The sequence below is a fragment of the Nevskia sp. genome, from assembly GCF_051860985.1.
Lineage (GTDB): Bacteria > Pseudomonadota > Gammaproteobacteria > Nevskiales > Nevskiaceae > Nevskia.
The window spans coordinates 53,437-77,893 of record NZ_JBIMKV010000012.1 but is presented as its reverse complement, the minus strand read 5'-3'; the positions used below and the strand labels follow the sequence as shown (position 1 = coordinate 77,893).

Annotated in this window: 25 protein-coding genes; 21 read left to right on the top strand and 4 right to left on the bottom strand. The window is 71.2% G+C overall.

Features of this window, described 5'->3' with window-relative positions:
- Positions 1 to 144 precede the first annotated feature (144 nt).
- Both ACTIGJ_RS13200 and ACTIGJ_RS13195 read left to right on the top strand, forming a co-directional pair.
- Entirely contained in the window at positions 145 to 1,314 is a 1,170-nt protein-coding gene (locus ACTIGJ_RS13200; protein ID WP_439640791.1) for a serine hydrolase domain-containing protein, read from the top strand.
- A 233-nt stretch (positions 1,315 to 1,547) separates the two neighbouring features.
- Complete coding sequence (locus tag ACTIGJ_RS13195; RefSeq protein WP_439640790.1) at positions 1,548 to 2,585, top strand: alpha/beta hydrolase family esterase; 1,038 nt, start codon at positions 1,548 to 1,550, stop codon at positions 2,583 to 2,585.
- 87 nt (positions 2,586 to 2,672) lie between these two features.
- Here ACTIGJ_RS13195 and ACTIGJ_RS13190 read toward each other — a convergent pair whose 3' ends face one another.
- Both ACTIGJ_RS13190 and ACTIGJ_RS13185 read right to left on the bottom strand, forming a co-directional pair.
- Positions 2,673 to 3,773, bottom strand: a complete 1,101-nt coding sequence (locus tag ACTIGJ_RS13190; RefSeq protein ID WP_439640789.1) for a hypothetical protein — start codon at positions 3,771 to 3,773, stop codon at positions 2,673 to 2,675.
- Between the two features lie 13 nt (positions 3,774 to 3,786).
- On the bottom strand, positions 3,787 to 4,902 hold the full coding sequence (locus ACTIGJ_RS13185) for a phosphotransferase (protein ID WP_439640788.1): 1,116 nt from the start codon (positions 4,900 to 4,902) through the stop codon (positions 3,787 to 3,789).
- Between the two features lie 147 nt (positions 4,903 to 5,049).
- Here ACTIGJ_RS13185 and ACTIGJ_RS13180 point away from each other — a divergent pair, with 147 nt between their 5' ends.
- The 17 genes from ACTIGJ_RS13180 (at position 5,050) to ACTIGJ_RS13100 (ending at position 19,196) form a co-directional block, all read left to right on the top strand.
- Positions 5,050 to 5,757, top strand: coding sequence for a TetR/AcrR family transcriptional regulator (locus ACTIGJ_RS13180; protein WP_439640787.1), 708 nt, complete (start codon positions 5,050 to 5,052; stop codon positions 5,755 to 5,757).
- A gap of 35 nt (positions 5,758 to 5,792) precedes the next feature.
- Entirely contained in the window at positions 5,793 to 6,710 is a 918-nt protein-coding gene (locus ACTIGJ_RS13175; RefSeq protein ID WP_439640786.1) for a fatty acid desaturase, read from the top strand.
- Positions 6,711 to 6,714: 4 nt separating this feature from the next.
- On the top strand, positions 6,715 to 6,891 hold the full coding sequence (locus ACTIGJ_RS13170; RefSeq protein ID WP_439640785.1) for a rubredoxin: 177 nt from the start codon (positions 6,715 to 6,717) through the stop codon (positions 6,889 to 6,891).
- Positions 6,892 to 7,003: 112 nt separating this feature from the next.
- Positions 7,004 to 7,552, top strand: a complete 549-nt coding sequence (locus ACTIGJ_RS13165) for an ECF-type sigma factor (protein WP_439640784.1) — start codon at positions 7,004 to 7,006, stop codon at positions 7,550 to 7,552.
- 59 nt (positions 7,553 to 7,611) lie between these two features.
- Positions 7,612 to 10,416 (top strand): protein kinase domain-containing protein, encoded by a 2,805-nt coding sequence (locus tag ACTIGJ_RS13160; RefSeq protein ID WP_439640783.1) that lies wholly within the window; start codon positions 7,612 to 7,614, stop codon positions 10,414 to 10,416.
- Between the two features lie 94 nt (positions 10,417 to 10,510).
- Complete coding sequence (locus tag ACTIGJ_RS13155; protein WP_439640782.1) at positions 10,511 to 10,762, top strand: YnfA family protein; 252 nt, start codon at positions 10,511 to 10,513, stop codon at positions 10,760 to 10,762.
- A gap of 90 nt (positions 10,763 to 10,852) precedes the next feature.
- The gene (locus tag ACTIGJ_RS13150) at positions 10,853 to 11,620 is read left to right on the top strand and encodes a CsgG/HfaB family protein (RefSeq protein ID WP_439640781.1); all 768 of its coding nucleotides are present in this window, start codon (positions 10,853 to 10,855) and stop codon (positions 11,618 to 11,620) included.
- 9 nt (positions 11,621 to 11,629) lie between these two features.
- On the top strand, positions 11,630 to 13,171 hold the full coding sequence (locus ACTIGJ_RS13145; protein ID WP_439640780.1) for a hypothetical protein: 1,542 nt from the start codon (positions 11,630 to 11,632) through the stop codon (positions 13,169 to 13,171).
- Positions 13,168 to 13,500, top strand: coding sequence for a hypothetical protein (locus tag ACTIGJ_RS13140; RefSeq protein ID WP_439640779.1), 333 nt, complete (start codon positions 13,168 to 13,170; stop codon positions 13,498 to 13,500). Before ACTIGJ_RS13145 ends, ACTIGJ_RS13140 begins: the two co-directional genes overlap by 4 nt.
- Entirely contained in the window at positions 13,497 to 13,739 is a 243-nt protein-coding gene (locus ACTIGJ_RS13135) for a hypothetical protein (RefSeq protein WP_439640778.1), read from the top strand. The genes ACTIGJ_RS13140 and ACTIGJ_RS13135 overlap by 4 nt, the downstream gene beginning before the upstream one ends.
- Before the next feature lies 1 nt (position 13,740).
- Complete coding sequence (locus ACTIGJ_RS13130) at positions 13,741 to 14,340, top strand: hypothetical protein (RefSeq protein ID WP_439640777.1); 600 nt, start codon at positions 13,741 to 13,743, stop codon at positions 14,338 to 14,340.
- Positions 14,341 to 14,402: 62 nt separating this feature from the next.
- Complete coding sequence (locus ACTIGJ_RS13125) at positions 14,403 to 14,882, top strand: hypothetical protein (protein ID WP_439640776.1); 480 nt, start codon at positions 14,403 to 14,405, stop codon at positions 14,880 to 14,882.
- A gap of 12 nt (positions 14,883 to 14,894) precedes the next feature.
- On the top strand, positions 14,895 to 15,524 hold the full coding sequence (locus tag ACTIGJ_RS13120) for a hypothetical protein (protein WP_439640775.1): 630 nt from the start codon (positions 14,895 to 14,897) through the stop codon (positions 15,522 to 15,524).
- The gene (locus ACTIGJ_RS13115; protein ID WP_439640774.1) at positions 15,521 to 17,302 is read left to right on the top strand and encodes a hypothetical protein; all 1,782 of its coding nucleotides are present in this window, start codon (positions 15,521 to 15,523) and stop codon (positions 17,300 to 17,302) included. Before ACTIGJ_RS13120 ends, ACTIGJ_RS13115 begins: the two co-directional genes overlap by 4 nt.
- A 32-nt stretch (positions 17,303 to 17,334) precedes the next feature.
- Positions 17,335 to 18,414 carry an OmpA family protein gene (locus tag ACTIGJ_RS13110; protein WP_439640773.1) on the top strand — a complete coding sequence of 360 codons (1,080 nt, stop codon included), beginning with the start codon at positions 17,335 to 17,337 and terminating at the stop codon, positions 18,412 to 18,414.
- Entirely contained in the window at positions 18,411 to 18,920 is a 510-nt protein-coding gene (locus ACTIGJ_RS13105) for a hypothetical protein (RefSeq protein WP_439640772.1), read from the top strand. The genes ACTIGJ_RS13110 and ACTIGJ_RS13105 overlap by 4 nt, the downstream gene beginning before the upstream one ends.
- Positions 18,921 to 18,968: 48 nt before the next feature.
- Complete coding sequence (locus tag ACTIGJ_RS13100) at positions 18,969 to 19,196, top strand: hypothetical protein (RefSeq protein WP_439640771.1); 228 nt, start codon at positions 18,969 to 18,971, stop codon at positions 19,194 to 19,196.
- On the opposite strand, the gene ACTIGJ_RS13095 is transcribed toward ACTIGJ_RS13100, so the two are convergent.
- On the bottom strand, positions 19,193 to 19,999 hold the full coding sequence (locus tag ACTIGJ_RS13095; protein WP_439640770.1) for an alpha/beta fold hydrolase: 807 nt from the start codon (positions 19,997 to 19,999) through the stop codon (positions 19,193 to 19,195). The genes ACTIGJ_RS13100 and ACTIGJ_RS13095 overlap by 4 nt on opposite strands.
- Complete coding sequence (locus ACTIGJ_RS13090) at positions 19,996 to 21,579, bottom strand: benzoate-CoA ligase family protein (RefSeq protein WP_439640769.1); 1,584 nt, start codon at positions 21,577 to 21,579, stop codon at positions 19,996 to 19,998. The genes ACTIGJ_RS13095 and ACTIGJ_RS13090 overlap by 4 nt, the downstream gene beginning before the upstream one ends.
- A gap of 171 nt (positions 21,580 to 21,750) precedes the next feature.
- Here ACTIGJ_RS13090 and ACTIGJ_RS13085 point away from each other — a divergent pair, with 171 nt between their 5' ends.
- Both ACTIGJ_RS13085 and boxC read left to right on the top strand, forming a co-directional pair.
- Complete coding sequence (locus tag ACTIGJ_RS13085; RefSeq protein ID WP_439640768.1) at positions 21,751 to 22,647, top strand: helix-turn-helix transcriptional regulator; 897 nt, start codon at positions 21,751 to 21,753, stop codon at positions 22,645 to 22,647.
- A gap of 100 nt (positions 22,648 to 22,747) precedes the next feature.
- Complete coding sequence (boxC, locus tag ACTIGJ_RS13080) at positions 22,748 to 24,421, top strand: 2,3-epoxybenzoyl-CoA dihydrolase (protein WP_439640767.1); 1,674 nt, start codon at positions 22,748 to 22,750, stop codon at positions 24,419 to 24,421.
- Positions 24,422 to 24,457: the final 36 nt, after the last annotated feature.

The following is a 24,457-nucleotide window of genomic DNA, read 5'->3' as shown; positions in this document are numbered from 1 at the left end:
GCGCCATTATGCGGCGGCGCCGGCAACGGCCGGCGATGGCCGGCTGCCGAACGACAGGGAGTCACCCCGATGTTCAGGCCCGACCCGCGTGGTGATACTCCGGCCACCGGTCATAACGACAACCCCAGACGTGAGGAGATCCCGATGAGCTTGAACACCGCACTCGACGCCCTGCTGAAAGCCAGCACCGAAAAGGGCGGCGTCCCCGGCGTGGTCGCCACCGTGGCCGACCGCAACGGCGTGATCTATGAAGGCGCGGCAGGCCTGCGGGCGACCGGCGGCAGCACGCCGATGAGCATGGATACCTTCTTCTGGTTCGCCTCGCTGACCAAGGGCGTCACCGCGATGGCGGCGATGCAGCTGGTCGAGCAGGGCAAGCTCGATCTCGACGCCCCGGCCGGCAAGGTGCTGCCGGAACTCGGCAAGGTGCAGGTGCGTACCGGCTGGAATGCCGATGGCACGCCGATCCTGCGGGCGCCGAAGTCGCCGGTGACCTTGCGCAACCTGCTGACCCACACCTCCGGCTTCGCTTACGAGATCTTCAACAAGGACACCGTCCGCGAACTGGAAAGCCGCGGCGTCGGCAATGTCATCAGCGGCACCAAGGCAACGCTGGACCGCGCGCTGGTCCGCGATCCCGACACCGCCTGGGAATACTCGGTCAGCATCGACTGGGTCGGCCGCATGGTCGAGGCCGCCAGCGGCCTGCGGCTGCGGGACTACATGGCCCGGAACATCTTCGCGCCGCTGGGCATGAGCGATGTCAGCTTCCAGGCCAACGAGGAGCAGCTGTCGCGCGCGGCGGCGATGCATGCCCGTCTGCCGGACGGCAACCTGGTCACTATTCCGTTCGGCATTCCGCCGGATGTGGAACTCGATATGGGCGGCCACGCGCTGTCCGGCCGGGTGCCGCATTACCTGCGCTTCTGCCAGGCGCTGCTCAATGGCGGCACGCTGGACGGCAACCGGGTGCTGTCGCCGACCACCGTCGAGCTGATGGGCCGCAACCACATCGGCGACATCAAGATCGGCGAGATCTTCACCGCGATGCCGCAGCTGTCGAACGACTGCCACCTGCATCCGGGCATCGACCTGAAGTGGGGCCTGAGCTTCATCCTCAACGTGCAGGCCACGCCGGAAGGCCGCGCGCCCGGCACGATGGCCTGGGCCGGCCTGCCGAACGCCTACTACTGGATCGACCGCAAGACCGGCGTCACCGTGGTGATCGCCACCCAGATCATGCCGTTCTGGGACGCGCCGGTTCGCAAGATGTGCGACGAGTTCGAGCGCCAGGTCTACAAGCACGTCGGCTGAGGTCACGGCCGCGCCCCGGCGATGCCGCATTCAGGCATTTCCGGGGCACCGGCCTGACGCGTGCCGGGTGGCGCGCTCCCGGCCGCTTCCGGAAGCCGACCGCGACGGCCGGCGTCAGGCGATTCGGGCAAAATGCGTTGTCAACATTGCCGGGAAATAACATTTTCCTCTCGCCGGCCATGTCAGGGTGCAGTCCCGCAGGCGCTGCCGCCTGTCTCTCCCGGATCCCTCGAATGTCGCGAAGCCTGCTGCCGTCTTGCCGTGCCCTGTTCCCGTCGATGGTCCTGCTGCTGGCGCTGGCCGGCGGCGGGCGCGCCATCGCAGCTCCGGCTGACAGCCCGGCCCCGGAGGAGCCGACGCTCGGCACCGATCTGCTGGACGGCGTGATCGGCGAATTTCCCGGCGAGCTGCTGGGTCCGGTCGGCCCGCTGGGCGGGGTGATCACGCCGACGCCGGGCACCGAAATCTTCACCGGCACCATCGTCTCCGGCGGCATCACCCGCAGCTATGCCGGCATCCGGCCGATCGGCGCGCCGGCCGGCGCGCCGGTGCTGGTGCTGCTGCATCCGCGTGCGCAATCGCCGGCCCGCACCGCGAACCTGACGCGCATCGGCCGCCTGGCCGCCGACTACGGCGCCTGGATCTACCTGCCGGCGGCGGTCGCGGCACTGTGGTCCGATCACCCGCTGACCGGGCTGGTCGACGATGTCGGCTTCCTGGACGCGCTGATCACCCGGGAAGTGGCCGCCAACGACCTCGACGGCCGCCGGGTCTACGCCGCCGGCTACTCGAACGGCGGCTTCATGGTGCAGCGGCTGGCCTGCGAGCGGCCGTCGCTGCTGGCCGGTATCGCCATCGTCGCCGCGACCATCCGCGACGGCGTCGCCAATCGCTGCGGCGGTCCGCGGCGGCTGCCGGTGGTGATGTTCAACGGCACGCTCGATCTGCTGACCCTGTACGGCGGCTCGCTGGGCCAGAAGAGCGCGCCGGCCACCGCCGCCTTCTGGGCCGAGCGCAACCAGTGCGCGCCGGGCAGCTACACGGTGATGGCGATTCCGGACCGCGATACCCGCGACGGCACCACCGCCAATGTCGGCCGCTACGGCCGCTGCGCCGACAGCATGGTGGCGCTGTACACGATCAACAACGGCGGCCACACCTGGCCGGGTACCGAACTGGCCGGCTACACGCTGGGGCTCGGCGCGACCTCCGGCGATGTCGACGCGACGCTGGAGCTGTGGCGGCAGCTGATCCCGTACGCGCGCCGCTGACGGCGCGCCGCGCGCCCGGCTGGCCAGACGCCCGAGCGGCGGCCGTCGTGCCGCCGCCCGGCGCAGATCCGGCCGGGCAGGTCGGCTTCAGGCCATCGGATCGAGCAGGCCGGTCAGCCCGAGCGGCTGGTACGGCCCGATCAGCAGCTGTTCCATCACGCCGTAGCCCTGCTGCACGCGGCCGTCGGTGTGGGTCATGGTGGCGTGCACGAAGGCCTGGATGTGCGTGTACGGCGGCGCGTGGGTCTTGATGTCGGCCGTCACGATCTCGTCGTAGCCGACCGCCAGCGGCCCCTTGTTCAGGCCGTGTGCCCAGTCCGGATTGAAGTAGCCGAGGCCGGTCATGAAGAACGGCCATTTCACCGTGACATCGACCCGGCTCTCGTCGCCATTGCGGTGGACGAGCTTGAACACGGCGGCTTCCGCATGGCGGGTGCCGGACGGAATGCACAGCGCCGAGGTCGCCCGGCGCATGTGGGTCACATCGCCGCTGCCGCGCTTGCCGAACACCGCATCGGTGTTCCAGGGCTCGCCCTGTTCGTCGGCATTCAGGTGATAGAGCAGGTAGCCGTCGTCGAAATGCAGCGGCGACCAGATCCAGTGGAACTGCGAGAAGTTCGGCGGATCCATCTGTTGCGGATCGGGCAGGCCGATCGGCCGCACGCCCCATGAACGGTCGCGGGTGCCGCAGGTGCCGGCGACGTCGATGCGCCGGCCCTTGACCTCGATCCAGCCGCTGTAGTCGCCCTGCTGGGTCAGCCGGGTCAGGTCCATGAACATGCGCGGGCCATTGCGACGCGTGTAGCGGGGTTCTTCGAGCACCTCGGCATAGCCGGTGAACAGCAGCTCGGCCTTCAGGCCGTGCTCGGCGGAATCGACGCGCACGCGCAGCTGCTGCAGCGGCACCACGACGTCGATCGCGATCGGCCCGACCGTGGTGTCCATGCGCTCCATCTTCAGGTGCCGCGAGGCGTGCAGGTTGTGCTGCACGCCGTCGACGACCACGCAGAACGCTGCATCCATCACGTTCAGCAGCGGGTAGACGCCGAGCGCGGCGGCGAAGAACAGCGTGCCTTCGCGGTTGTAGCCGTTGAAGAAGTAGCGGTCGTAGAAATTGCGGTCGGTGCCGGCGTAGGCGATCGGCTCGGCGGTCTGGTGAATCGGATAGTCGTCACCCTTGGTCAGCATGGTCGTGGTGCCTTCAGCGGATCAGGGACAGGGTGCCGAGGTCGATCATCTGCTGGGCATGACGGTTGATCATCGTGCTCAGCATCTTGTCGCCGCGTTCGGTCGGGGTGGTCAGCGCCGCGCCGACGACGGCCATGATCAGGCCGTGCGCGGCGGTCAGCCGGTAGTCGTGCCAGCAACGCTCCCAGGCGTAGTCGCGGACGCCGCGCGCCAGCAGTGCTTCGTGGTAGCGGCGGGCCAGGCGTTCCTCGTGGGCGCGGCGATCGGCGGCCAGCAGGCCGGCGCCATTGAAGTAGGACGCATCGAGCACGCCGGGGCCGGCCATCAGCGTCTGCCAGTCCAACGCGGCGACCGGCGTGGCGCCGCCGCGGGCATCGAACAGGATGTTGTCGAGCCGGTAGTCATGATGAACGATGGTGAACGGTGGGGTCTGCATCGCGAACCACGGCCGGATCGCCGCCGCATAGGCATCGAGGATCGCCGGCACGCCCGGCTCCAGCAGCGCGGCGAAACGCTGCTTGATCATCTCCACGCAGGGCGGCAGCTTTTCGCAGTACATGCCGACCATCAGGTCGCGGCTCATCCACGGCTGGGCGATGGTGCCGGCTTCGCCCCAGACCGGCGCGTGGATCGCGGCGGCGGCGTCCATCGCCGCTTCGGCATCGGCCACCGAGCAGCCGGTCAGCTGGTCGCCGCCACGGGCCGGAGCGAGATCCTCGAACAGCAAGCAGAAGGTCGCGCCATCGGCGCTGACATCGGCGAACCAGGCGGTCGGCACGGCGCTGCCGATGCGCGGCGCGATCATCTGGTAGAAGCGCGTCTCGCGCTCGTAAAGGCCCAGCGCGGCGCCGGACGCCCGGCTGGTCTCGCCGGCGGCCTGCAGCTTGGCGACCAGGCTGGCCGGCGCGCCGGCCTCCGGCCGGTCATAGCCGAGCTTGATGCGCAGGTTGGTCCCCAGCATGCCGTTGCCGACCGGCGTGGTCGCTGCCGAGGTGACGGTGGCCGCCTGCAACTGTCCGGCGGCGCGCAGCACGGTGGTCAGCCATTGCGGCGTCAGCCCTTCCGGCCCGTCGATCAGCGGGTGTCCGGCGGCGGGATCGTGACGCAGCGGCAGGGTCGGGCGGGTCATGCGGATCTCCTCGTGTGTTCTGGTTATGGCTGCGATGACATCAGATACCGCAGCGCCTGGCTTGAGGCCCGCCTTTGGTTGTGGCGGGTGCCGGGCAGGTTGCCGGGAAAATTTGACAGTGTAAATTTTACAGTGTCAAATCAATTCATGGCCCGAGCCCAGCTGAGTCCCGAAACCGTCACCGCGATGCGCCAGAAGCTGCTGGCGCTGGCGCTCGACATCTATCGTGCCGAAGGGCTGGAAGCGATCTCGTTCCGCCGCCTGGCGGACGCCGCCGGCATCAGTCACACGCTGCCGTACCGCTATTTCGAATCCAAGGAAGCACTACTGGTGGCGCTGCGTGTGCTGTGCACCCAGCAGTTCGAAGCCCATGTGCGGGCGCGCGAAGCGGTGACCGCGCCGCTGCCGGCGCGGATCCGCTCGGTGGCCGAAGCCTATGTCGACTTCGTGCAGCGGCACCCGGCCGAATACCAGCTGATCTTCTCCACGCACCAGCCGTCGCCGGATCAGTACCCGGCGCTGCTGGCGGCCCGGCGCGGCCTGTTCGACCACGCGGTCGACGTGGTGCAAGCGGGCATCGACGACGGCCTGCTGCACGGCGAGGCGAGGGCGCTGACCCATCTGTTCTGGCTATCGCTGCACGGCCTGATGAGCCTGCATGTCGGCGGCCAGCTGGTGCACGGCTGCGCGCTTGACGACCTGATCGAGCCGCTGGTGGCGCGGATCATTGGCAGCGAGGCGGCGGCTCAGCCGATGCGCCTGCCGTCCAGGGCCGCGATCAGCCAGCAGCAGCGCTTCAAGCCGGTCGAGGCGCTGATCACGCCGCGCCGTCGCCGCCCCGGCCCGCGCGGCTGACCTTCCCGTTTCACTCCTTGCAAAGGACGTTTCCGATGAGCAATGCGCCGCTGAATCTGGCCGGCCTCGATGCCGGGCACAAGGCCCTGTTCAACACGCTGACCCGCGCCCCGGCGATCGCCTGGCCGACCGTTGCGCTGTGGGTCGTTGTGCTCGGCGTCTACCTGTCGAGCTATGTGCTGGCCGGCATCGGCCTGGTACCGCTGTGGGTTGGCATGGTGGTCAACAGCGTCATCGGCTACTTCGCGTTCTCGATCGTCCACGATTCGATCCACCGGGCGATCTCGACCAGCACACGGCTCAACGACTTCATCGGCCAGACCACCGTCTGGCTGGGCGCGCCGTACGTCGACCTGCGGCTGTTCCGCTGGGGCCACATCCTGCATCACCGCTACACCGGCGGCTCGAAGGACCCGGACAACGTGCTGCACGGCCCGGCCTGGAGCCTGCCGCTGCGCTGGGTGGCGATCGACCTGCTGTACCTGATCCACGCGATCCGCTACAGCGACAAGGTGTCCAGGCCCTACCTGCGCCGCTCGCTGTGGCTGACGGCCGGCACCGCCGTGGTGTTCGCGGCACTGATCGCCCACGGCTACTTCTGGCATCTGGTGATGCTCTGGTTCGTGCCGTCGCGAATGATCTTCCTGACCCTCGGCTTCAGCTTCTTCTGGCTGCCGCACGTGCCGCACGACACCGTGCAGGACCAGAACCTCACCCGCGCCACGGCGATCCGCATCGGCTACGAACGGCTGTTGACGCCAGCGCTGCAGTACCAGAACTACCACCTGATCCACCACCTGTATCCGTCGACGCCGTTCTACAACAACCTGCGCGTCTGGCAGCTGCTGGAACCGCTGCTGCGCAAGCGCGACTTGGCGATCCAGTACGGCTTCGCGATCCAGCCGACCATCCACCTCGCGCCGGCACCGGCCGCCGCGCAGCCGGGAGCCTGAGCACATGAGCACCGCCAGCCGCCGTTACCGCTGCCGCTACTGCAGCCACGTCTACGACGAAGCGCTCGGCGATCCCGATTCCGGCATCGCGCCGGGCACCCGCTTCGAGGACATCCCGGACGACTGGATGTGTCCGGAATGCGGCGCCGAGAAGGGCGATTACGACCTGATCGAAGGCTGACCGGCGCGGCGCGCGCGCAGCGGATCACCGCTGCGGTATCGCGGCCGTTGCCGGTGCCGGCCGTTTGTGGTCCGCTTGCCGTCGACCCCGCAGACGGCAAGCGCCCCCGGCGATGAGCGACATCACCCGACTGATCGAAGCACAGGCGCCCGGCGAGGGTGTCGACAACGCGATGCTGTTCCGCGCCGCCTTCGACGAACTGCGCAAGCTGGCCCACGCGCGGCTGGCGGTGTCGTCGCCGATGACCCTGCTCGACACCACCGCGCTGGTCCACGAAAGCTGGCTGCGGCTGTCCGGCCAGCAGCGCCTGCAGGTCGAGACCCGGCGCAAGTTCTTCGCCTATGCCGCCCAGGTGATGCGCACGGTGATCGTCGATGAATTGCGCGAACGCCATGCCGAACGGCGCGGCAGCGGCGAACGCCCGGTGACGCTGGACACCGCGATCAGCGATGGCGTCGCCGATGACGATCAGGCGCTGCAGGTGCACGAGGCGCTGCAGTCGCTGGCCCAGGTCGAGCCGCGGCTGGCCCAGGTGGTGGAGATGCGCTACTTCGGCGGCCTGACCGAAGCCGAGATCGGCGAGGCTTTGGGCCTGACCGAACGGACCGTGCGCCGCGACTGGGACAAGGCGCGGCTGCTGCTGGCCGCGATGCTGCGCTGACCCGGCGGATGTCCGCTTTCGGGCGCCGATCGCGTTCGGTGCATTGACCGGACCCGATCATGAAAGCCCTGCCTTGCCCACCCGCCCTGTGGCCGCGATTCTCTGCGCTGCTCGACACCGCGCTGGAACTCGACGACAGCGCCCGCGACGCCTGGCTGGCCGGGCTGGCAGCGGACGATGCCGAATTGAAGCCGTGGCTGGCCGCCGTGCTGGGCAGCGACGGTCCGCTGACGCCGGGCCGGCTCGATCGTCCGCCGATCGGCGTCCGCGCCGCCGAAGCGCCGCCGGAGTTCAGCGCCGGTGATCGCGTCGGCCCCTGGCGGCTGCTGCGGCTGCTCGGCGCCGGTGGCATGGGCCAGGTCTGGCTGGCGCGCCGCGACGACGGCGCCTACCAGCGCGAGGTGGCGCTGAAGCTGCCGCACGCGCACCTGATCGCCGGCGCGCTGCAGCGGCGCTTCGCGCGCGAGCGCAACTTCCTGGCCGGGCTGGTGCATCCGAACATCGCCCGCTTCTACGACGCCGGCCTCGGCGAGCACGGCCAGCCCTGGCTGGCGCTGGAATACGTCGACGGCGTGGCGCTCGGCGACTACTGCCGGCAGCACGCGCTGGACACGCGGGCACGCATCGGCCTGATGCTGCAGGTGGCCGCCGCCGTGCAGGCGGCTCACGCCCGGCTGATCGTCCATCGCGACCTGAAGCCGGCCAATGTGCTGGTCGCGGCCGGCGGGCAGGTCAAGCTGCTCGACTTCGGCATCGCCAAGCTGCTTGACGACGATGACGCGCTGCCCGGCACCGCGCTGACCCAGGTCGGCGGCCGGGCGGCGACGCCGGACTACGCCGCGCCCGAGCAGCTGGACGGCGGCGCGATCACCGTCGCCACCGATGTCCACGCGCTGGGCGTGATGCTCTACGAACTGCTGACCGGCAGCCGGCCGTTCGCGGCGCAGTCGCCGCTTGGCCGTCTGGTGGCTGCGCGCGAGGACGCGCCGCTGGCCTCCAGCCGGGTGCCGCGCCCGCAGCGTGCCGCGCTCAGCGGCGATCTCGACGCGATCCTCGCCAAGGCGCTTGAGGCGCAGCCGGAGCAGCGCTACGCGACCGTCGAGGCGCTGGCCAGCGATCTGTCCCGGCATCTGGCCGATCTGCCGATCGCCGCCCGCCGCATCGGCCGGCGTGCGCGGCTGGCCAAGTTCCTGCGCCGCAACCGGCGCGCCGTGGCGCTGGCCAGCGGTTTCCTGCTGCTGCTGGCGGCTGGCGTTGCCGCCACCGCCTGGCAGGCGGTGCAGACCGCCACCCAGGCGCGGCGAGCGGCGATCACCAAGGATTTCCTGATCAGCGTCTTCAAGGCCAGCGATCCGCGTTCGGACAATCCGCGCCCGCTGGGCCAGCGCTCGGTGCGCGAGCTGCTGGACCTCAGCATCGACCGGGTCGAGACCGAACTGGCCGGCGAGCCGGACCTGCAGATCGAGCTGCTCGGGGTCATGGGCTACGCGCTGGGCCTGAGCGTCGATCCCGACGACGAGGCGCGTTTCGAGCAGGTGATGAACCGGCGGCTGGAGATCGCCCAGCAGCACTTCGGCGGCCGCCATGCGGTGGTCGTCGAGACGCGGCTGGTCGAAGGCTGGGGCGAGGTCTACTACCAGAACTACGCGGCGGCGCTGGCCAAGGTCGACGAAGCCGACCGGCTGCTGCACGAATCCGGGCTCGACCGCAGCGCGCTGCGGGCCGAATGGTGGATGCTGCGCGGAAGGGCGCTGCGCGGCCTGCCCGGCACCGATGCCGAACGGCTGAACGCCTATCAGCAGGCGGCGCGCCTGTATGCCGAAGTAGCGCCGAACCATCCGGATCGCGCCAACGCCGAAGCCAACATCGCCAGCGAATACCTGTTCGACGCCGACTGGCCGAAAGCCGCCGCGCAAGCCCGGCGCGCCATCGCGCTGGCCCGGGGCCTGCCGGAGCGTGACGACCTGAGCCTTGCCGTCACCCTGCTGGCGCTGGGCCGCGCCGAACGCCAGCAGGGCGATCTGGCGGCAGCGGCCACCGCCTACGACGAATCGGCGGCGCTGGCGCTGCACACGCTGGGCAAGCAGCCGACCTGGTGGCTGGCCGAAAGCCGCCACGCGCAGATGCTGCACCAGCAGGGTGACCGTGCGGCTGCCGAAGCGCGCTTCGCTGCCGTCGAAGCGGCAATCCCGGCCGACTGGAGCAAGACCACCGCCGATACCGAAGCGCGCGAGATGCGCGCCGCCGCCTGGCTGGCCGAAGGTCGCGCCGCCGAGGCGCTGCCGCTGCTGGAAGCCGCCGAGCAGGTCTACCGGACGCGCGCGCCCTCGCAGTCCGATCTGCCGCGCGTGCAGCTGCTGCTCGGCCGCGCCTACGCCGCGCTTGGCCGCGATGGACCGGCCCGGCAGCAGCTGCAGGCCGCCTTCGACCACGCGCGCAGCCGCATCCGCGCCGGCCATCCGGACCGGCTGGCGGCGGTCGAAGGCTGGACGCGGTTCCTGATCGACCGTGGCGAGATCGACCGCGCCGCGCCGCTGATCGACGCCGCGCTGGCCGAGCCGTCGCCGCCCGGCGAGGCGCGGGCGCTGCTGCTCGGCGCCCGGGCCCGGGTGGCGCTGCAGCGGCATGCGCCGCAGGCGGCCGAGCGCGACAGCAAGGCGGCGCTGGCGATGATCGAACAGGTGCAGCGTGCCGCCGACCTGCGCAGCGTGGCGCGCTTGCAGCGGCTGCGCGCCGAGGTGCTGGCGGCGGCCGGCGATGTCGTGGCCGCCCAGGCGCTGGAGGATCAGGCTGTAGCCGCCAGCGCCCGTCTCGATGCGCCGGACAGCGACAGCCGGCGGCGCCGGCTGTTCGCGCGCAGCTGACCCGCACGCGCGGCGCCGGTCGCGTCGCCAGCCGGCCGGCGGCTGCCGCCAGGCACCATCATCGGGCGGCCATCGCCCCTGCTCCGGAGCCCCGTTGGACCTCGCCAGAACCTTCGCGCTGTTCGTGCTGACCGCGCTCTCCGAGATCGTCGGCTGCTACCTGCCGTACCTGTGGCTGCGGCAGGGGCGCAGCGCCTGGCTGCTGGTACCGGCGGCGTTCAGCCTGGCGGCGTTCGCCTGGCTGTGGCTCGTCGATGCGGTGCGGCCGACGCTCGCCGACTGGATCGGCGTGGCGGTGTCGCTGCTCGGCATGCTGATCATCGTCTTCGGGCCGCGTCCGGCCTGAGCGCCGACGGATCGGCGGCAGGCGGGTCGATGTCCGGTTTCGGCGGCGCGCTGCGTTTGCTCAGGTACACACCTCGTACCGGAGCCGCCGATGAACCGCCGAATCTTCCTGCACGCCTTCGGGCTTGCCGCTGCCGCCACCGTGCTGGTCCACCTCGGCGGTTGTGCCGCCGGCAGCCAGCCGATGCCGGTGGCCGACAGCGCCAGCCACCGGGCGCTGGTCAAGCTGCCGCGCAAGCAGGCCGATGCCCGCGTCGCGGTGGCGATCTTCGAGGTCACCAGCAACCTGCCGGAACTGCCGCCGCGCGGCGCCACCGAGCAGTTCAAGACGGCGCTGGTCAAGAGCGGCCAGTTCCGGGTCATGGAGCGTGGCAACCTCGATCGCGGCGTGATCCGTGAAAAGCAGCTCAATGCCCAGGGCCAGAGCACCGGCAGCACGGCGCAGTCGCGGCTGACCGGCGCCGAATACCTGTTCCAGGCCGAGATCACCGAACTGGCGGCCGGCACCTCGGACAGCAGCAGCGGCATCAACATCGGCGGCCTGCAGATCGGTGGCGGCCGCAACCAGGACGAGCTGGGGCTCGATGTCAGCATCGTCGACGCCCACAGCGGTGAAGTGCTCGACGCCATCAATGTCCGCGTCGCGCTCGGCGGCTCGGCCGTGCAGGTCGGCGGCATCGGCGCGCTGGTCAACACCGTGCTGATGCAAAGCGGCCGCACGCCGTCGGCCTACACGCCGGAAGTGCAGCACCAGTCGAGCCGCAAGACCAATTTCGACGCTGCGCTGCGCAGTGCCATCGAAGACGCCGTGCGCCAGCTGGCGCTGCGCTTCGATGGCCAGGTCGCGCAGGCGCAGTGAGGCCGGGCGATGAGCTTCCGAATCCGCCTTTTCGCGCTGCTCGGTAGCGCCCTGCTCGGCCTGCTGCCGGCGGCCTGGGCGCAGCCTGCCGGCGCCCCCGAGACGCCGGCCTGGACCGACAGCGGCAGCCGCCGCGCGCCGTCCAGCGCCCCGGCCGCACCGGCCACCGGCATCGACTGGAACCGGTCCGGCGGCGGCAGCCGCGCGCCGTCGTCGCTGGCCCCGGCCGCGCCGGCTTGGAACCCCGGTACCGCAGCGCCGTCGCCAATGCCGCGGCCGACGCTGCCGCAGGCGCCGCCGCCGGCCGATCCACGATCGCTGCCGCGCGGCCACCGTCCGGCGCTCGACGGCGGCGCGGCCAAGGTGGTCGGCCGCTCGGCCAGCATTGAGCTGGCGCGCGGCGAGCAGCAGCTGGTCGACGTCGCGCGGCTGACCGCGCCGGCCTTCGACCGCGACAACGCCGCGCTGCGCCAGCGCTACGGCGGCCTGCGCGATGGCGACGACGCCGGCGATGCGCCTGCCGACGCGCTGCCGGCCGGTGGCCCGGCGGGGCCGCTGGCGACGGCCGGCGGTGACCGCTTTCGCGATGCCTCGTCGGCGGCGCGGCTGTCGTCCACCGGGCTCGGGCAGCGCCTCGCGACCTCGCGCGGTGGCGACGTCAGCCGCGTGCAGGCCGGCAGCCAGATCCAGGCCACCGCGCTGCTGTGCAGCCGCAACGGCGGCCAGCCGCTGCTGCGCCGGCTGACCGTGGCCGGCGACGGCGCGCTGGCGCCGAAGGCCGCGTTCGTGATCCAGGGCCAGTGTTTCGGCACCGCGCCGGGCACCGTGAAGGTGGTCCTGCCGACCGCCTACGGGCCGATCCGCAGCGTCGATGCCCAGGTGGTCGACTGGCAGGCCGGCAAGATCTTCGCCGTGCTGCCGGATGTCGACCGGGTGATCCCGGGCGCAGCGACCGTCGACGTGATCGCCTCGGGCGGCGCCCGCGGCAGTTCGGCGCCGCTGGCCTTCGAGCCGGCCTGGGAGCTGCGCCAGCGGACCATCCCGGCGACTACCGGCCGCATCGACAGCTGCGCCGGCGGCGGCTACTTCAGCCGCTGCGTGCTGGTGTTCGCCGGTCACGAGATCGACCACCGCGATCCGCAGTTCGAGCTGGCCGCCACCTGCCGCGCCAGCGGCCTGCCGGGGATTCTCGATCCGCTGGGTCTGAGCAATGCCTTCGTCAGCTGCAAGGGCAAGCAGAGTGCGCTCGGCGAAGGGCTGCAGGGCCAGGTGCTGGCCCAGCACAACAGCGGCGGCGACGACCTGCGCGACACCCTGAGCCGCAGCGATGTCTACCAGCTGCAGCTGCCGCCGTACGCGCGGCTGGCCGCGCTGCGCTACCAGAGCCGCTCGTTTCCCGGCCGTGGCCGCATCGAGGCGCCGCGCTTCGATCCGGCGTCCGGCCAGCTGGAGGTGGCCTGGTCGATGATCCGCGATGGCGGCGCCGAGCCAGGACTGATCGAGTACGCCATCGATTTCGACACGCTGTGGCCGCGCGGAGTCGACCGGTGACGCCGGCCCAGGCCGGGCTGGCAACGCTGGCGCTGCTGCTGGTCAGCGGCGCCGCGCTCGCCGATCGGCCGCGCGAGCGCGGCAGGCCGGTGCCGCTGCCGCAGGCGCCGTCGTCGCTGCCGCCACCGCCGTGGGCGGCCTACGGCCTGCCGTCGTACGGCTGGCCGGCGGCCGGGTCGGGTTACGGGCCGGCGCTGGGGCTGGTGATCGTCGATCCCCGTTCGCCGCCGGTCGGCGGCTTCGGCTCGCGCCCGCCCGACACCGCTCGCGAGCCCTATCGCGACAGCGCCCCGTACCGCGATGACGACCCGCCGCCGGTGCCGTGGTGAGCGGCCACTGGCTGCCTGCCGCGCTGCGGATGCTGCTGATCGCGCTGCTGCTGGGGCTGCTGGCGCTGCAGGCCGCCGCGCTGCTGCTGGCGCTGACGCGCCTCGATGCCGGCGCCTTCCGGGTGTCGGCGCAACTGCTGCCGGCGCTGCTGCTGAAGCTGGCGCTGATCGCCGGCAATGCGCTGCTGCTGGCCGCGCTGCTGCGCCGCCGCGCGGATGACCGACCGAAGGAGCTTTGAGATGACCCATCGACTGCCTGCCTTGCTGCTGCTCGCGGCCGCCTGCAGCCCGTGCCGGCTGCTGGCGCAGGACCGCGCGCCGACGCCGGACTGGACGCTGAACAGCCCGGCGCGATCGCCGGCAACGTCCCGGCTGCCGGCGCAGGAGGCGCGCCGCACCCTGCCGGACAGCCGGCAGCCGCTGGCCGCCGCCGCGCCGGTGGACACGTTCGCGGTGACCGAGACAGCGGCACCGGCGATTCCCGACGGCTATCGCGGCCTGACCCCGCCGCCGTCGCCATTGGCGATGCCGGACGACCGCCAGCGCGCACCCAGCCATCTGCCGGAAGACAGCCTGCCGGAGTCGCGCCAGCTCGCCCTGCTGCGCCAGCGGGTGGCGGCGCTGACCCGGCAGATGGACGAGCTGCTGGCCCGGCTGGCGGCCAGCGAGCAGGCGCTGGCCAGCCATCGGCACAGCTACAGCGTGCCGAACATGGGCCTGATCAGCGTCGAGACCTACCAGAGCTATCTCGATCGCCAGCAGCGCAACGGCAAGCCGGTGGCGTACTTCAGCGGCAGCGTCGACACCCGCACCACCAGCGCCGCCGCCGTGCCGCGCTAGGGCATGTCCGGTTCCGCGCGGCGGCTGCGTTTGGATGGTTGAACCTCCACCGAGCGATGCCGATGAAGAACCTGCCGCTGCTGATCCTCGCGCTGTCCGCCGCTGCGCCCGCCCAGGCGCTGGACGCGGCCTGCGAAACCTTCCTGCGCGCCGCCGAGAAAGGCGTCGAGCAGCCCAGCCGCCACAGCGTCAGCGAGCTGAAAGGCGGCCTGCGCTTCGAATCGATCACCGTCGACGGCAAGTCGTACAGCGCCACCGGCGGCAAGTGGGCGGCGATGGGCATCGACCTGAAGGCGGCCGAGCGGAAGATCAACGCCGAGATCCGCCAGGGCGCGATCAAGCTCGACCAGTGCCAGACGCTGGGCAGCGAGACGGTCGAAGGCATCGCCACCACCGCGATCCGCTACCGGATGACGATGCCGGGCGCGCCGGCCGCGATCGCCACCGCCTACATCGGCAAGGACGGCCTGGTCTACGCGCAGTCGTCCGACGACGTGCGCGTGCGCTACCGCTACCGCGATGTCAGCGCGCCGAAGCTCTGAGGCCACCCGACCATGCGCCTGATCCTGGCAATTCTCGTCGGCAGCACCGGACTGGCGGCCTGCGGTGGCGGTGCGCCGGCGGCCGCTCCGTCGGCCGCTCCGTCGGCCTGGCCCTCGTTCGAGGCGCCGCCCACGGCGCCCGCGCCGGCCCCGAGTGCCGAGGCCGGCCCGCTGCCGCGCGCTTGTGCGCTGGTCAGCGCTGCGCAGGCGGAAGCGGTGCTGGCCACCGAGGCCGCGCTGATGGCCGACGAGCCGGAATCCTGCATGTGGAGCGGCTCGGCCGGCGTCGGCAACCTGAGCATGCTGCATGTCACCGTGCTGGAGCAGGACGACGAGGCGATGGCGGCGCAGGTGTTCGACGGCATCGTCGGCATGCAGGGCTCGCTGGCCGGCATGGTCAACGAGCAGGTGGGCGAAAAGACCCGCAAGTCTGGACAGGAACTCGACGATCTCGGCGACCAGGCCTGGCTGTCGTCGGCGTCGATCGGCGGCAGCTTCGGCCCGCACGGCGTCGCGGCCCGGCAGCTGGTGGTGCGCAAGGGCCGGCGGCTGCTGAATCTCAATGTCACCGGCACCCGGGCGTCGGACGGCCTCGGCGCGCGTCTGGAGGGGCTGGCGCGCAGCGCGGTCCCGCAGCTGTGAGCGGTTTCGCAGCCGCGGCACGGTGGCTGGCGGCCATCGCCTGCTGGACTGCCGCAGCGGTCTGGGCGCAGGGCGACGGCAAGCCGGCGGTGTCGGTGCGCATCGCGCCGGCCACCGCCGTGGAGCCGGGCACCACGGTGACCATCGAAGGCCTGGCGCCGCTCGATGGCAAGGGGCTGGTGGCGATCCGCATCACCAGGCCGGATCGCAGCGAGACGGCGCTCGACGTCAAGCCGGCCGCCGATGGCGACTACAGCGTCCGCTACAGCGGTACCGAGGCGGTCGGCAGCTATCGCGTCGAGGTCCGCTCGCCGGGCGGCCAGATGCGCGGCGAGGCGACGTTCGAGGTGGCGCTGCAGGAGCCGCTCGACGACATCGAGGCGGCCGAGCAGGAAGCGCAGGCGGTCGCCACGCTGCTCGACAGCACATTGGCCGAGCTGGACCAGCAGATCGTCAAGCTGCCGGATTCGCCGGCCCGCGACGAGCTGAAGCAGCGGCTCGACGAGGCCCGCCCGAAGTTTCAGGCGGCGGCCAGGGAGCTGCGCGATTTCAAGGGGCTGGTGATGACGCCGCTGGTCGATCCGGTGAAGGGCGATCCGGCGCTGAAGCCGGCGCTGAAGCCGATCGGCCGCGCGCTGCGCGACTGGCAGACGCGCAGCGAGCCGGAGCGTCGGCGGATCGTCGCCGAACTGGCGCGCAGCCGGCATGGCAGCGTCACCTGCGAGTCGATCGAGCGGATCGTCGAGGGCTTCAAGCTGTTTTCGGCCTTGCTGAACCTGGCCGGCGGGCCGGTGTCGGCGGTCAAGTCGGTGGTCGTCGACTACGTCGCCAGCGCCGGCTCGGCGCTGGCCGCCAAGCTCAGCGAGAAGTTCGCCTTTCCGGTCAATGTCGGGGCCAAGATCGCGATGGCGGTCGGCGAGGCGCAGGCCCGGGGCGCGTGGAACCTGAAGCTGGTCGATCCTCGCTTGTCGGTGAAGAACGCGGTGATCACCGGCCTGCCGTCGATCGCGTCCGATCTCGCCGGCTACGTCGCTGAGCGCGCCTTCGCCCGCTATTGCGAGCGTCTGGCCGGGCCGTTCAAGGGCGGCATGGTCGCCGAGTTCAAGTCCGGCGAAGGCAAGCCGTGGTGGCGTTACACGATCGAGGTCGAGGGCCGGCTGGACCTGCGCTATGCCAAGGGCGCGACCGGCGAGGCGGTGGCGGTGAAGGGCGATTTTCTCGGTCAGGCCACCCGCTTCACGCTCTGGGAAGACGCGCTGAAGGTCGGCTGGCCGTCGCTGACGGCCGGCGCGGTGATGTTCAAGCGCGCGGTGCTGCCGAGGCCGGATCTGATCAACCTGCTGACCGGCCAGCGGCTCAATCCGGATGCCTCGTTGAAGGAAGAAAGGCCGATCGAGGTGGAAGGCAAGGCGGCGGCGGTGTTCGTCAAGCCGTACAGCTTCTTCGTGCCGGTGGAAGGCGAGATCGTCGATGGCGTGCTGAGCCTGCGGCGCAAGCCGGCAACCCAGGACTACGAAGCGGCGGCGCGCGTGGTCTATGTCGTCGTCAGTCCGCTGTCGGCGATGCTCGGGCCGCAGTTCACCACCTTCGAGCTGCCGTACAAGAGCGGCGGCTTCATCATCGAACGCGCGTTCGGCGATGGCATCCGGGTGGCGGTTAAAAAGACCGCCAAGGGCTTCGTGGTCGACGAGACCCTGAAGGTCGACAAGGGCGATGGCCGCGCCAACGGCCAGTACCGGATCAAGCTCAAGCTCTGCAACCCGGAGGGCTCGTGCTGAGCAGGGCGGCGGCCATTGCGGCGCTGGCTTCCGTGCTGACCTCGGTCCTGGCGTGGGGGTTGCCGCCGGTGCAGGCCGATCCGCCACCGGCGCCGCGCATCCCGCTGGCCGTAGGGCTGCTGGTGACCACGGCGGTCGCCGAGGCCGATGGCGACTACGAGTCGCGCAAGCGGCTGGTCGGCCGCGATGACGAGGCCTGGCGGCTGGACTACCAGGCCAGCCTGCCGGTGCCCGGCGGCCCGCCGCGGCAGCTGGCCAGCGAGCGGCGCCTGCACGACGCCGATCTGGCCAGCGCGCGCACCTACCGCAACCGCTTCGAGGCCGACACCGAGGAGGACTATCCCGGCACCACCGCGCTGGGCGCCTCGCGCGCCGTGCTGGACGAGCTGGAAACGGCCGGCGTGGCGCGCTTCGCGCTGGTCGGCGAGGAAGGCTGGCTGGCCCGGGCCGGCGTGGCCGCCGGTGCCGCCGGCGATTTCGCGGCGGCGCTGCTGGCCAATCCGAACGTCGCCTTCAAGGGCGAGCTGCGGCGGCAGTCGACCGGCCAGCTGACGGTGCTGGTCAACGGCCAGCCGGCGGCCCTGCCGGTGCTGATCGCCAGCGGCCGCTTCACGGCCCGCTCCGGCCGGGCCATCGACGCCGAACTGCAGCTGCTGCGCGATCCGGCCAACCCGCTGGCGCTGCAATGGCGGATCGGCGATGCGCGCCTGCAGGTGGTGCGCATCGATTTCCCCGCGCCCCGGCCGGCGCTGGCGCAGACGCTGAAGGCACAGCGCCGCGTGGTGCTGCCGGGCCTGCTGTTCGACTTCGGCTCGGCGAGCTTGCGGCCGGAATCCTCGGCGGCGCTGCCGGCGATCGTCGAGGCGATCCGCAGCGCCCCGGCCGGTGTGCTGAGCCTGGAGGGCCACACCGACAGCATCGGCGACGGTGCCCGCAACCAGCGGCTGTCGCAGGCGCGGGCGGAAGCGGTGCGCGCGGCGCTGGTCGCGATCGATCCGGCGCTGGCTGCGCGGCTCAGGGCGGTGGGCCTGGGGGCGAGCAGGCCGGTGGCCGGCAACGACACGCTGGATGGCCGCGCCCGCAACCGCCGCGTCGAACTGGTGCTGCCGTGAGCCTGCAGCGCCGCCCGGCCGGACCGTGGACGATGCCGCTGACCGCCGCCGGCGTGCCGGCGCACCGGGTGATCCTGCGCTGGGCGGCGCTGATTCCGCTGCTGCTGCTGGCCTTCCAGCTCGGCACCCGCTGCTGGCTGCTGCAGGCCGGCCAGCCGGTGACCGGCGTTGTCACCGTGGCCCAGGACAGCTGCATCAGCCGCCATCGCGCCAACTGCTTCCTCGGCCGCGCCGTGGTCGATCCGCAGATGGACGGGCACCGGATGAAGACCACGAAGATTCCCGGCGGCCGCTACTACGACGTCGGCGAGGCACTGCCGATGCGCGTGCATCCCTCGTCGCGCTTCTATCTGGCGCAGGTCTACGACCCGCTGAGCTGGCTGCTCGGCCCGGTGCGCACGGCCGCCTGCCTGTTGCTGCTGCTGCTGGCCTCGGCGATGCCGGCGCAGCGGGTGGCGCTGTGGCTGGTGCCGGTGTTCCTGGTGCTGTTCCTCACGCTGGGCTGAGCGGAATCCGCTTTTCTTTTCACCTCGAGACCTTCGATGAACGATGCAATGCGGTCCCTGCGGTGCTTCGCGACGCTGTTCGCGCTGCTGTTCATCGCCGATGTCGGCGCCCAGGGCGGGACAGCGCAGCGGCAGCCGAAGGCTCCGGCTACGACGGCGCAAGCGGCGGTACGCACGCAGCCTGCCGCGCCGGCGCCTTACCGGCAGCGAGCCGGCATCGTCATCGAGATGGTGCCGTCTCCGGACCGCAAGATGGCCGTCAGACCGAAGCCTTAGACGGACTTCGGCGCCTGCAGCCAGCGGACCACGGCGGTGATCACGGCCTCTGGCTGGTCGCGTTGCGGCGAATGGCCGCAGGCGGCGAGCTTGAGCAGGCTGCAATCGGCGACGCGGGCGGCGATCGCGTCGATCTGCGCCATCGTGCCGTACTCGTCGTCGACGCCCTGGATCGCCAGCACCGGGCAGCGGATACGGCTGACCGCCGCTTCGAGGCTGAAGGTGGCGAAGTCGGCATCGAGCCAGACATCGTTCCAGCCGTAGAACGCCGAGTCGGGGTCGTCGTGGAAGCGGGCGAGGCGGCCGCGCAGATCGCTGCTCCGGTAGCTGTCGCGGATCGCGCGGATGCTGATCAGACTCACGTCCTCGGCGAACAGGTGCGGGGCCATGACGATCACGCCGGCCCAGGCGGATGCCGGTTCGCCTGCCGCAATCAGCGCGATCGAGCCGCCATCGCTGTGGCCGAACAGGATCACCGGCTGGGTGCGGGGATCGATGCCGACAGTGTCGAGAAAGGCCGGCAGCACCTCGCGGGCCTGCCGTTCGAGGAAGTCCGGCGGCCAGCGCTCGTCGGCGCGGCGCGGCGTCGAGCGGCCGTAGCCGGGCCGCGAATAGACCAGGCCCCGGCAGCCGCTGGCGGCGCAGAGTTGGGCCGGGAAGTCGCGCCACATCGCCACCGAGCCCAGGCCTTCGTGCAGGAACACGAGCAGCGGCGCGTCGGGGGCTTCGGCATCGATCCAGGTGTATTCGATCGACAGTTCCCGGCCGCGATGGCCGATCGCGGCGAACTGCACCGGGCTCATGGGCCGGCCGCCGCGCGTTCGCGTTCGCGCAGGCGGAAGCGCTGGATCTTGCCGGTCGGCGTCTTCGGCAGTTCGTCGAGCAGCGTGATGTCGCGCGGCACCTTGTGCGGTGCCAGCCGCGCCTTGAGGAACTGGCGCAGCGCCTCGTGCAGCCCGGCGCCCGGATCGACGCCGGGCTTGAGCACCACGAAGGCCTTGCAGCGGGTCAGGCCGTCGGCATCCTCGGTGCCGATGACGGCCGCTTCCAGCACGGCGTCGTGCGCCATCAGGCCGCTTTCGATCTCGAACGGCGACACGTACTGGCCGCTGACCTTCAGCATGTCGTCGGCGCGGCCGGCGTAGGTGTACCAGCCCTCGGCATCGCGGACGTACTTGTCGCCGCTCTTCAGCCAGTCGCCAAGAAAAGTGCTGCGCGACTTGTCGCGGTTGGTCCAGTACATCAGCGCGGCGCTGTCGCCGCGCACGTGCAGTTCGCCGATCTCGCCATCAGCGGCTGGCAGGCCGTGCTCGTTGACCAGGCGCAGTTCGTAGCCCGGTACCGGCTTGCCGGTGGTGCCGTAGCGCAGGGATTCATCGCAGTTCGACAGGTAGATGTGCAGCATCTCGGTGGAGCCGATGCCGTCGAGGATCGGCGCGCCGAAGTGCGCGGCAAAGCGTTCGCCGATGTCCTTCGGCAGCGCCTCGCCGGCCGAGGTGCAGCGGCGCAGGCGCAGGCTGCCTGCCGGCGGCAGCGCCGGCGAGGCCAGCAGGCCGGCGTACAGCGTCGGCACGCCGAAGAACACGGTTGGCCGGTGCCGCAGCAGCACGCTGAACACGGCGTCCGGCGTCGGCCGGCCGCCCAGCAGCACCACGGTGGCACCGACGCTGAGCGGGAAGCTCAGCGAATTGCCGAGCCCGTAGGCGAAGAACAGCTTGGCGGCGGAGAAGGTGATGTCGTCTTCGACCAGCTTGAGGACGTGGCGGCCGTAGGTGGCGGCGGTCATGAACAGGTTGCCGTGCGTGTGCACGGTGCCTTTCGGGGTGCCGGTGGAGCCGGACGAATACAGCCAGAAGGCGATGTCGTCGCGGCTGGTGGCGGCGGCAGCGGCAGCCGGCGCCTCGCTGGCTTCGGCCAGGCTTGAGAAACGGATCGCGCCGGCCGGCAGCGGCGCGTCCGGCTCGGCCGCGACGATCAGCAGCGGCGATCCGGCCTGCTCGGCCAGTGCGGCCTGCACGGTGGCCAGCAGCGGCGTGGCGGTGATCACGGCGCGGGCGCCGCTGTGGGCCAGCATCCACGCGTAGTCGCGCGCCGGCAGCAGGGTGTTGACCGCCACCGGCACCGCGCCGGCCAGCAGGCAGCCGAGGAAGGCGACCGGCCAGTCGACGCTGTCCGGCATCAGCAGCAGCACCCGTTCCTCGCGGCGCAGGCCAAGCGCGGGCAGGGCGGCGGCCAGCCGGCGCACCTGCCGCTGCAGATCGTCGTAGCTGAGCTGGCGCGTCTCGTCGAGGTACGCCAGCTTGTCGCCGCGCCGCGCGTTCAGTGCCAGCAGATGCTCGGCAAAATTGAACGCCAGCGGCGGACGTTCGATCGTCGGGTCCATCGGTTGATCTCCTTCGCCCTGATGTCCCCCGGCGTCATGACGGTCCGCGCCGGGTCTGGTCGGCCGCCGTCGAAGGGCGGCCCTTGCGCTTCATGATGTCGATGGAAGCGCGTCGGAAAATGCAACATAATGCATTTCATCGTCAAGCCTGCCGAACCCCACCCTTTCCCGATGACGCCGCCCCTGCCGACCGCTGCCGACCCGTCTGCCCGTGACCCGCTGCTGGTCGCGCTCGGCGGCCGGGTGCGCGGCCTGCGCGCCCGGCGTGGCATCACCCGCAAGCAGCTGGCGCGGCTGGCCGACGTTTCCGAGCGGCATCTCGCCAATCTCGAGGCCGGCGACGGCAATCCTTCGGTGCTGATCCTGGCGCAGGTCGCGCGGGCGCTGGATTCGCCGATCGCCGAACTGCTCGGCGACGAGACCACCGACAGTCCGGACTGGCTGCTGATCCGCGATCTGCTGCACGCACGCAGCCCGGCCGAGCTGGCGCTGGCGCGCGAGCGGCTGACCGAACTGTTCGGCGTGGCGGCCGGCGCAGCGCCGGTGCGGGCCGGGCGAATCGCGCTGATCGGCCTGCGCGGCGCCGGCAAGTCGACGCTCGGGCGACTGCTGGCGGCCGAGCTGGGTGTGCCGTTCGTCGAGCTGAACCGCGAGATCGAGCGCATTGCCGGCGCCAAGCCCGAGCAGATCCACACGCTGTACGGACCGGCGGCCTACCGCCGCTACGAGCGCCGGGCGCTCGACGAAACGCTGGACCAGCACGCGGCGGCGGTGATCGCCACGCCCGGCGGCATCGTCGCCGAGGCGGCCACCTTCAACGTGCTGCTGGCGCGCTGCCGCACGGTCTGGCTGACCGCGGCGCCAGAGGAGCACATGGATCGGGTGGTGGCGCAGGGCGACCTGCGACCGATGTCCGGCAATCGCGAGGCGATGGCGGATCTGAAGCTGATCCTGGCCGAGCGCACGCCGTTCTACGCCAAGGCCGACCTGCGCTTCGACACCAGCGGCAAGCCGCTGGCGCAGTGCCTGGCGGAGCTGAAGACGGCGCTGGCGGTGCCGGCAGGCTGAGTCGCCGGCCCGCCCGCGAGGGCGCTACTCGCGTTGACATGCACAATAATGCATGCAAAATAGTGCATCAGCCGAGCCGCCCACTGCCGAAGGTGCCCCGATGTCCCTGCCTGCCTCGCTCACGCCCAGTCCGGACCTGCAGGTCGACTACCAGACCGAGCCGGCGCGCTACCGCCACTGGCAGCTGCAGTTCGACGGCAGCACTGCGCGGCTGGTGATGACGGTCGCCGAGGATGGCGGCATCCGCCCCGGCTACAAGCTGAAGCTCAACTCCTACGATCTCGGCGTCGACATCGAACTGCACGATGCGCTGAACCGCATCCGCTTCGAGCATCCGGCGGTGCGCACCGTGGTGATCACCTCGGGCCGGGACCGCATCTTCTGCAGCGGCGCCAACATCTTCATGCTCGGCCTGTCGAGCCACGCCTGGAAGGTGAACTTCTGCAAGTTCACCAACGAAACCCGCAACGGCATCGAGGACTCCAGCCGCCACGACGGCCTGAAGTTCCTCGCCGCAGTCAACGGCGCCTGCGCCGGCGGCGGCTACGAGATGGCGCTGGCCTGCGACCGCATCCTGCTGGTCGACGATCGTTCGTCGTCGGTGTCGCTGCCCGAAGTGCCGCTGCTCGGCGTGCTGCCCGGCACCGGCGGCCTGACCCGGATCACCGACAAGCGCCGCGTCCGCCACGATCGCGCCGACCTGTTCTGCACCTCGGTCGAAGGCGTCCGAGGCCAGCGGGCGAAGGACTGGCGGCTGGTCGACGAGATCGCCCGGCCGGCCGGCTTCGAAGCGGCGATCGCGGCCGAAGTCGCGGCGTTGTCGGCCAGCAGCACGCGGCCAGCCGAGGCGGCGGGCGTGGCGCTGACGCCGATCGAGCGCCGTTTCAGTGCCGATGCGGTCGACTACGCAAACGTCTCGATCCGCATCGACCGCAGCAAGCGGCTGGCGCATCTCACCGTGCGGGCGCCCACCGGCCCGCAGCCGGCCGATATCGACGGCATCGTCGCTGCCGGTGCCCAGTGGTGGCCGCTGCAGATGGGCCGCGAACTGGACGACGCGATCCTGCACCTGCGCAGCAACGAGCCGGACATCGGCCTGTGGCTGCTGCGCACCGAAGGCGAGGCCGCCGCCGTGCTGGCCTGCGATGTCGCGCTGATCGCCCACGCCGATCACTGGTTCGTGCAGGCCACGCGCGGCCTGCTGCGTCGCTGCCTGGCACGGCTGGACGTGTCGTCGCGCAGCCTGTTCGCACTGATCGAAGCGGGTTCCTGCTTCGCCGGCACCCTGGCCGAACTGGCCTTCGCGGCCGATCGCAGCTATCTGCAGCAACTGCCCGAGCATGGGCCGACCGTGCAGCTGAGCCCGCTCAACTTCGGCGCCTGGCCGATGGCCAGCCGGCAGACCCGGCTGGCGCGCCGCTTCCATGACGAGGCCGAAGCGCTGTCGGCGGCGCAAGCCGCCATCGGCCAGCCGCTCGACGCCGACGCCGCGCTGGCCCTCGGCCTGATCACTGCCGCGCCCGACGATCTCGACTGGGCCGACGAGATCCGCACCGCCTGCGAGGAGCGCGCGGCGCTGTCGCCGGACGCGCTGACCGGGCTGGAAGCGAACCTGCGCTTCGGCCCCGTCGAATCCATGGAAACCCGCGTGTTCGGCCGCCTGAGCGCCTGGCAGAACTGGATCTTCATCCGCCCGAATGCCATCGGCGAACGCGGCGCGCTGAAGGTCTACGGCCGTGGCGAAAAGGCCGCCTTCGATCGCAACCGCGTCTGATCCCGAATTCCTTTCACTTCCCTTGCCCTTGCCGGA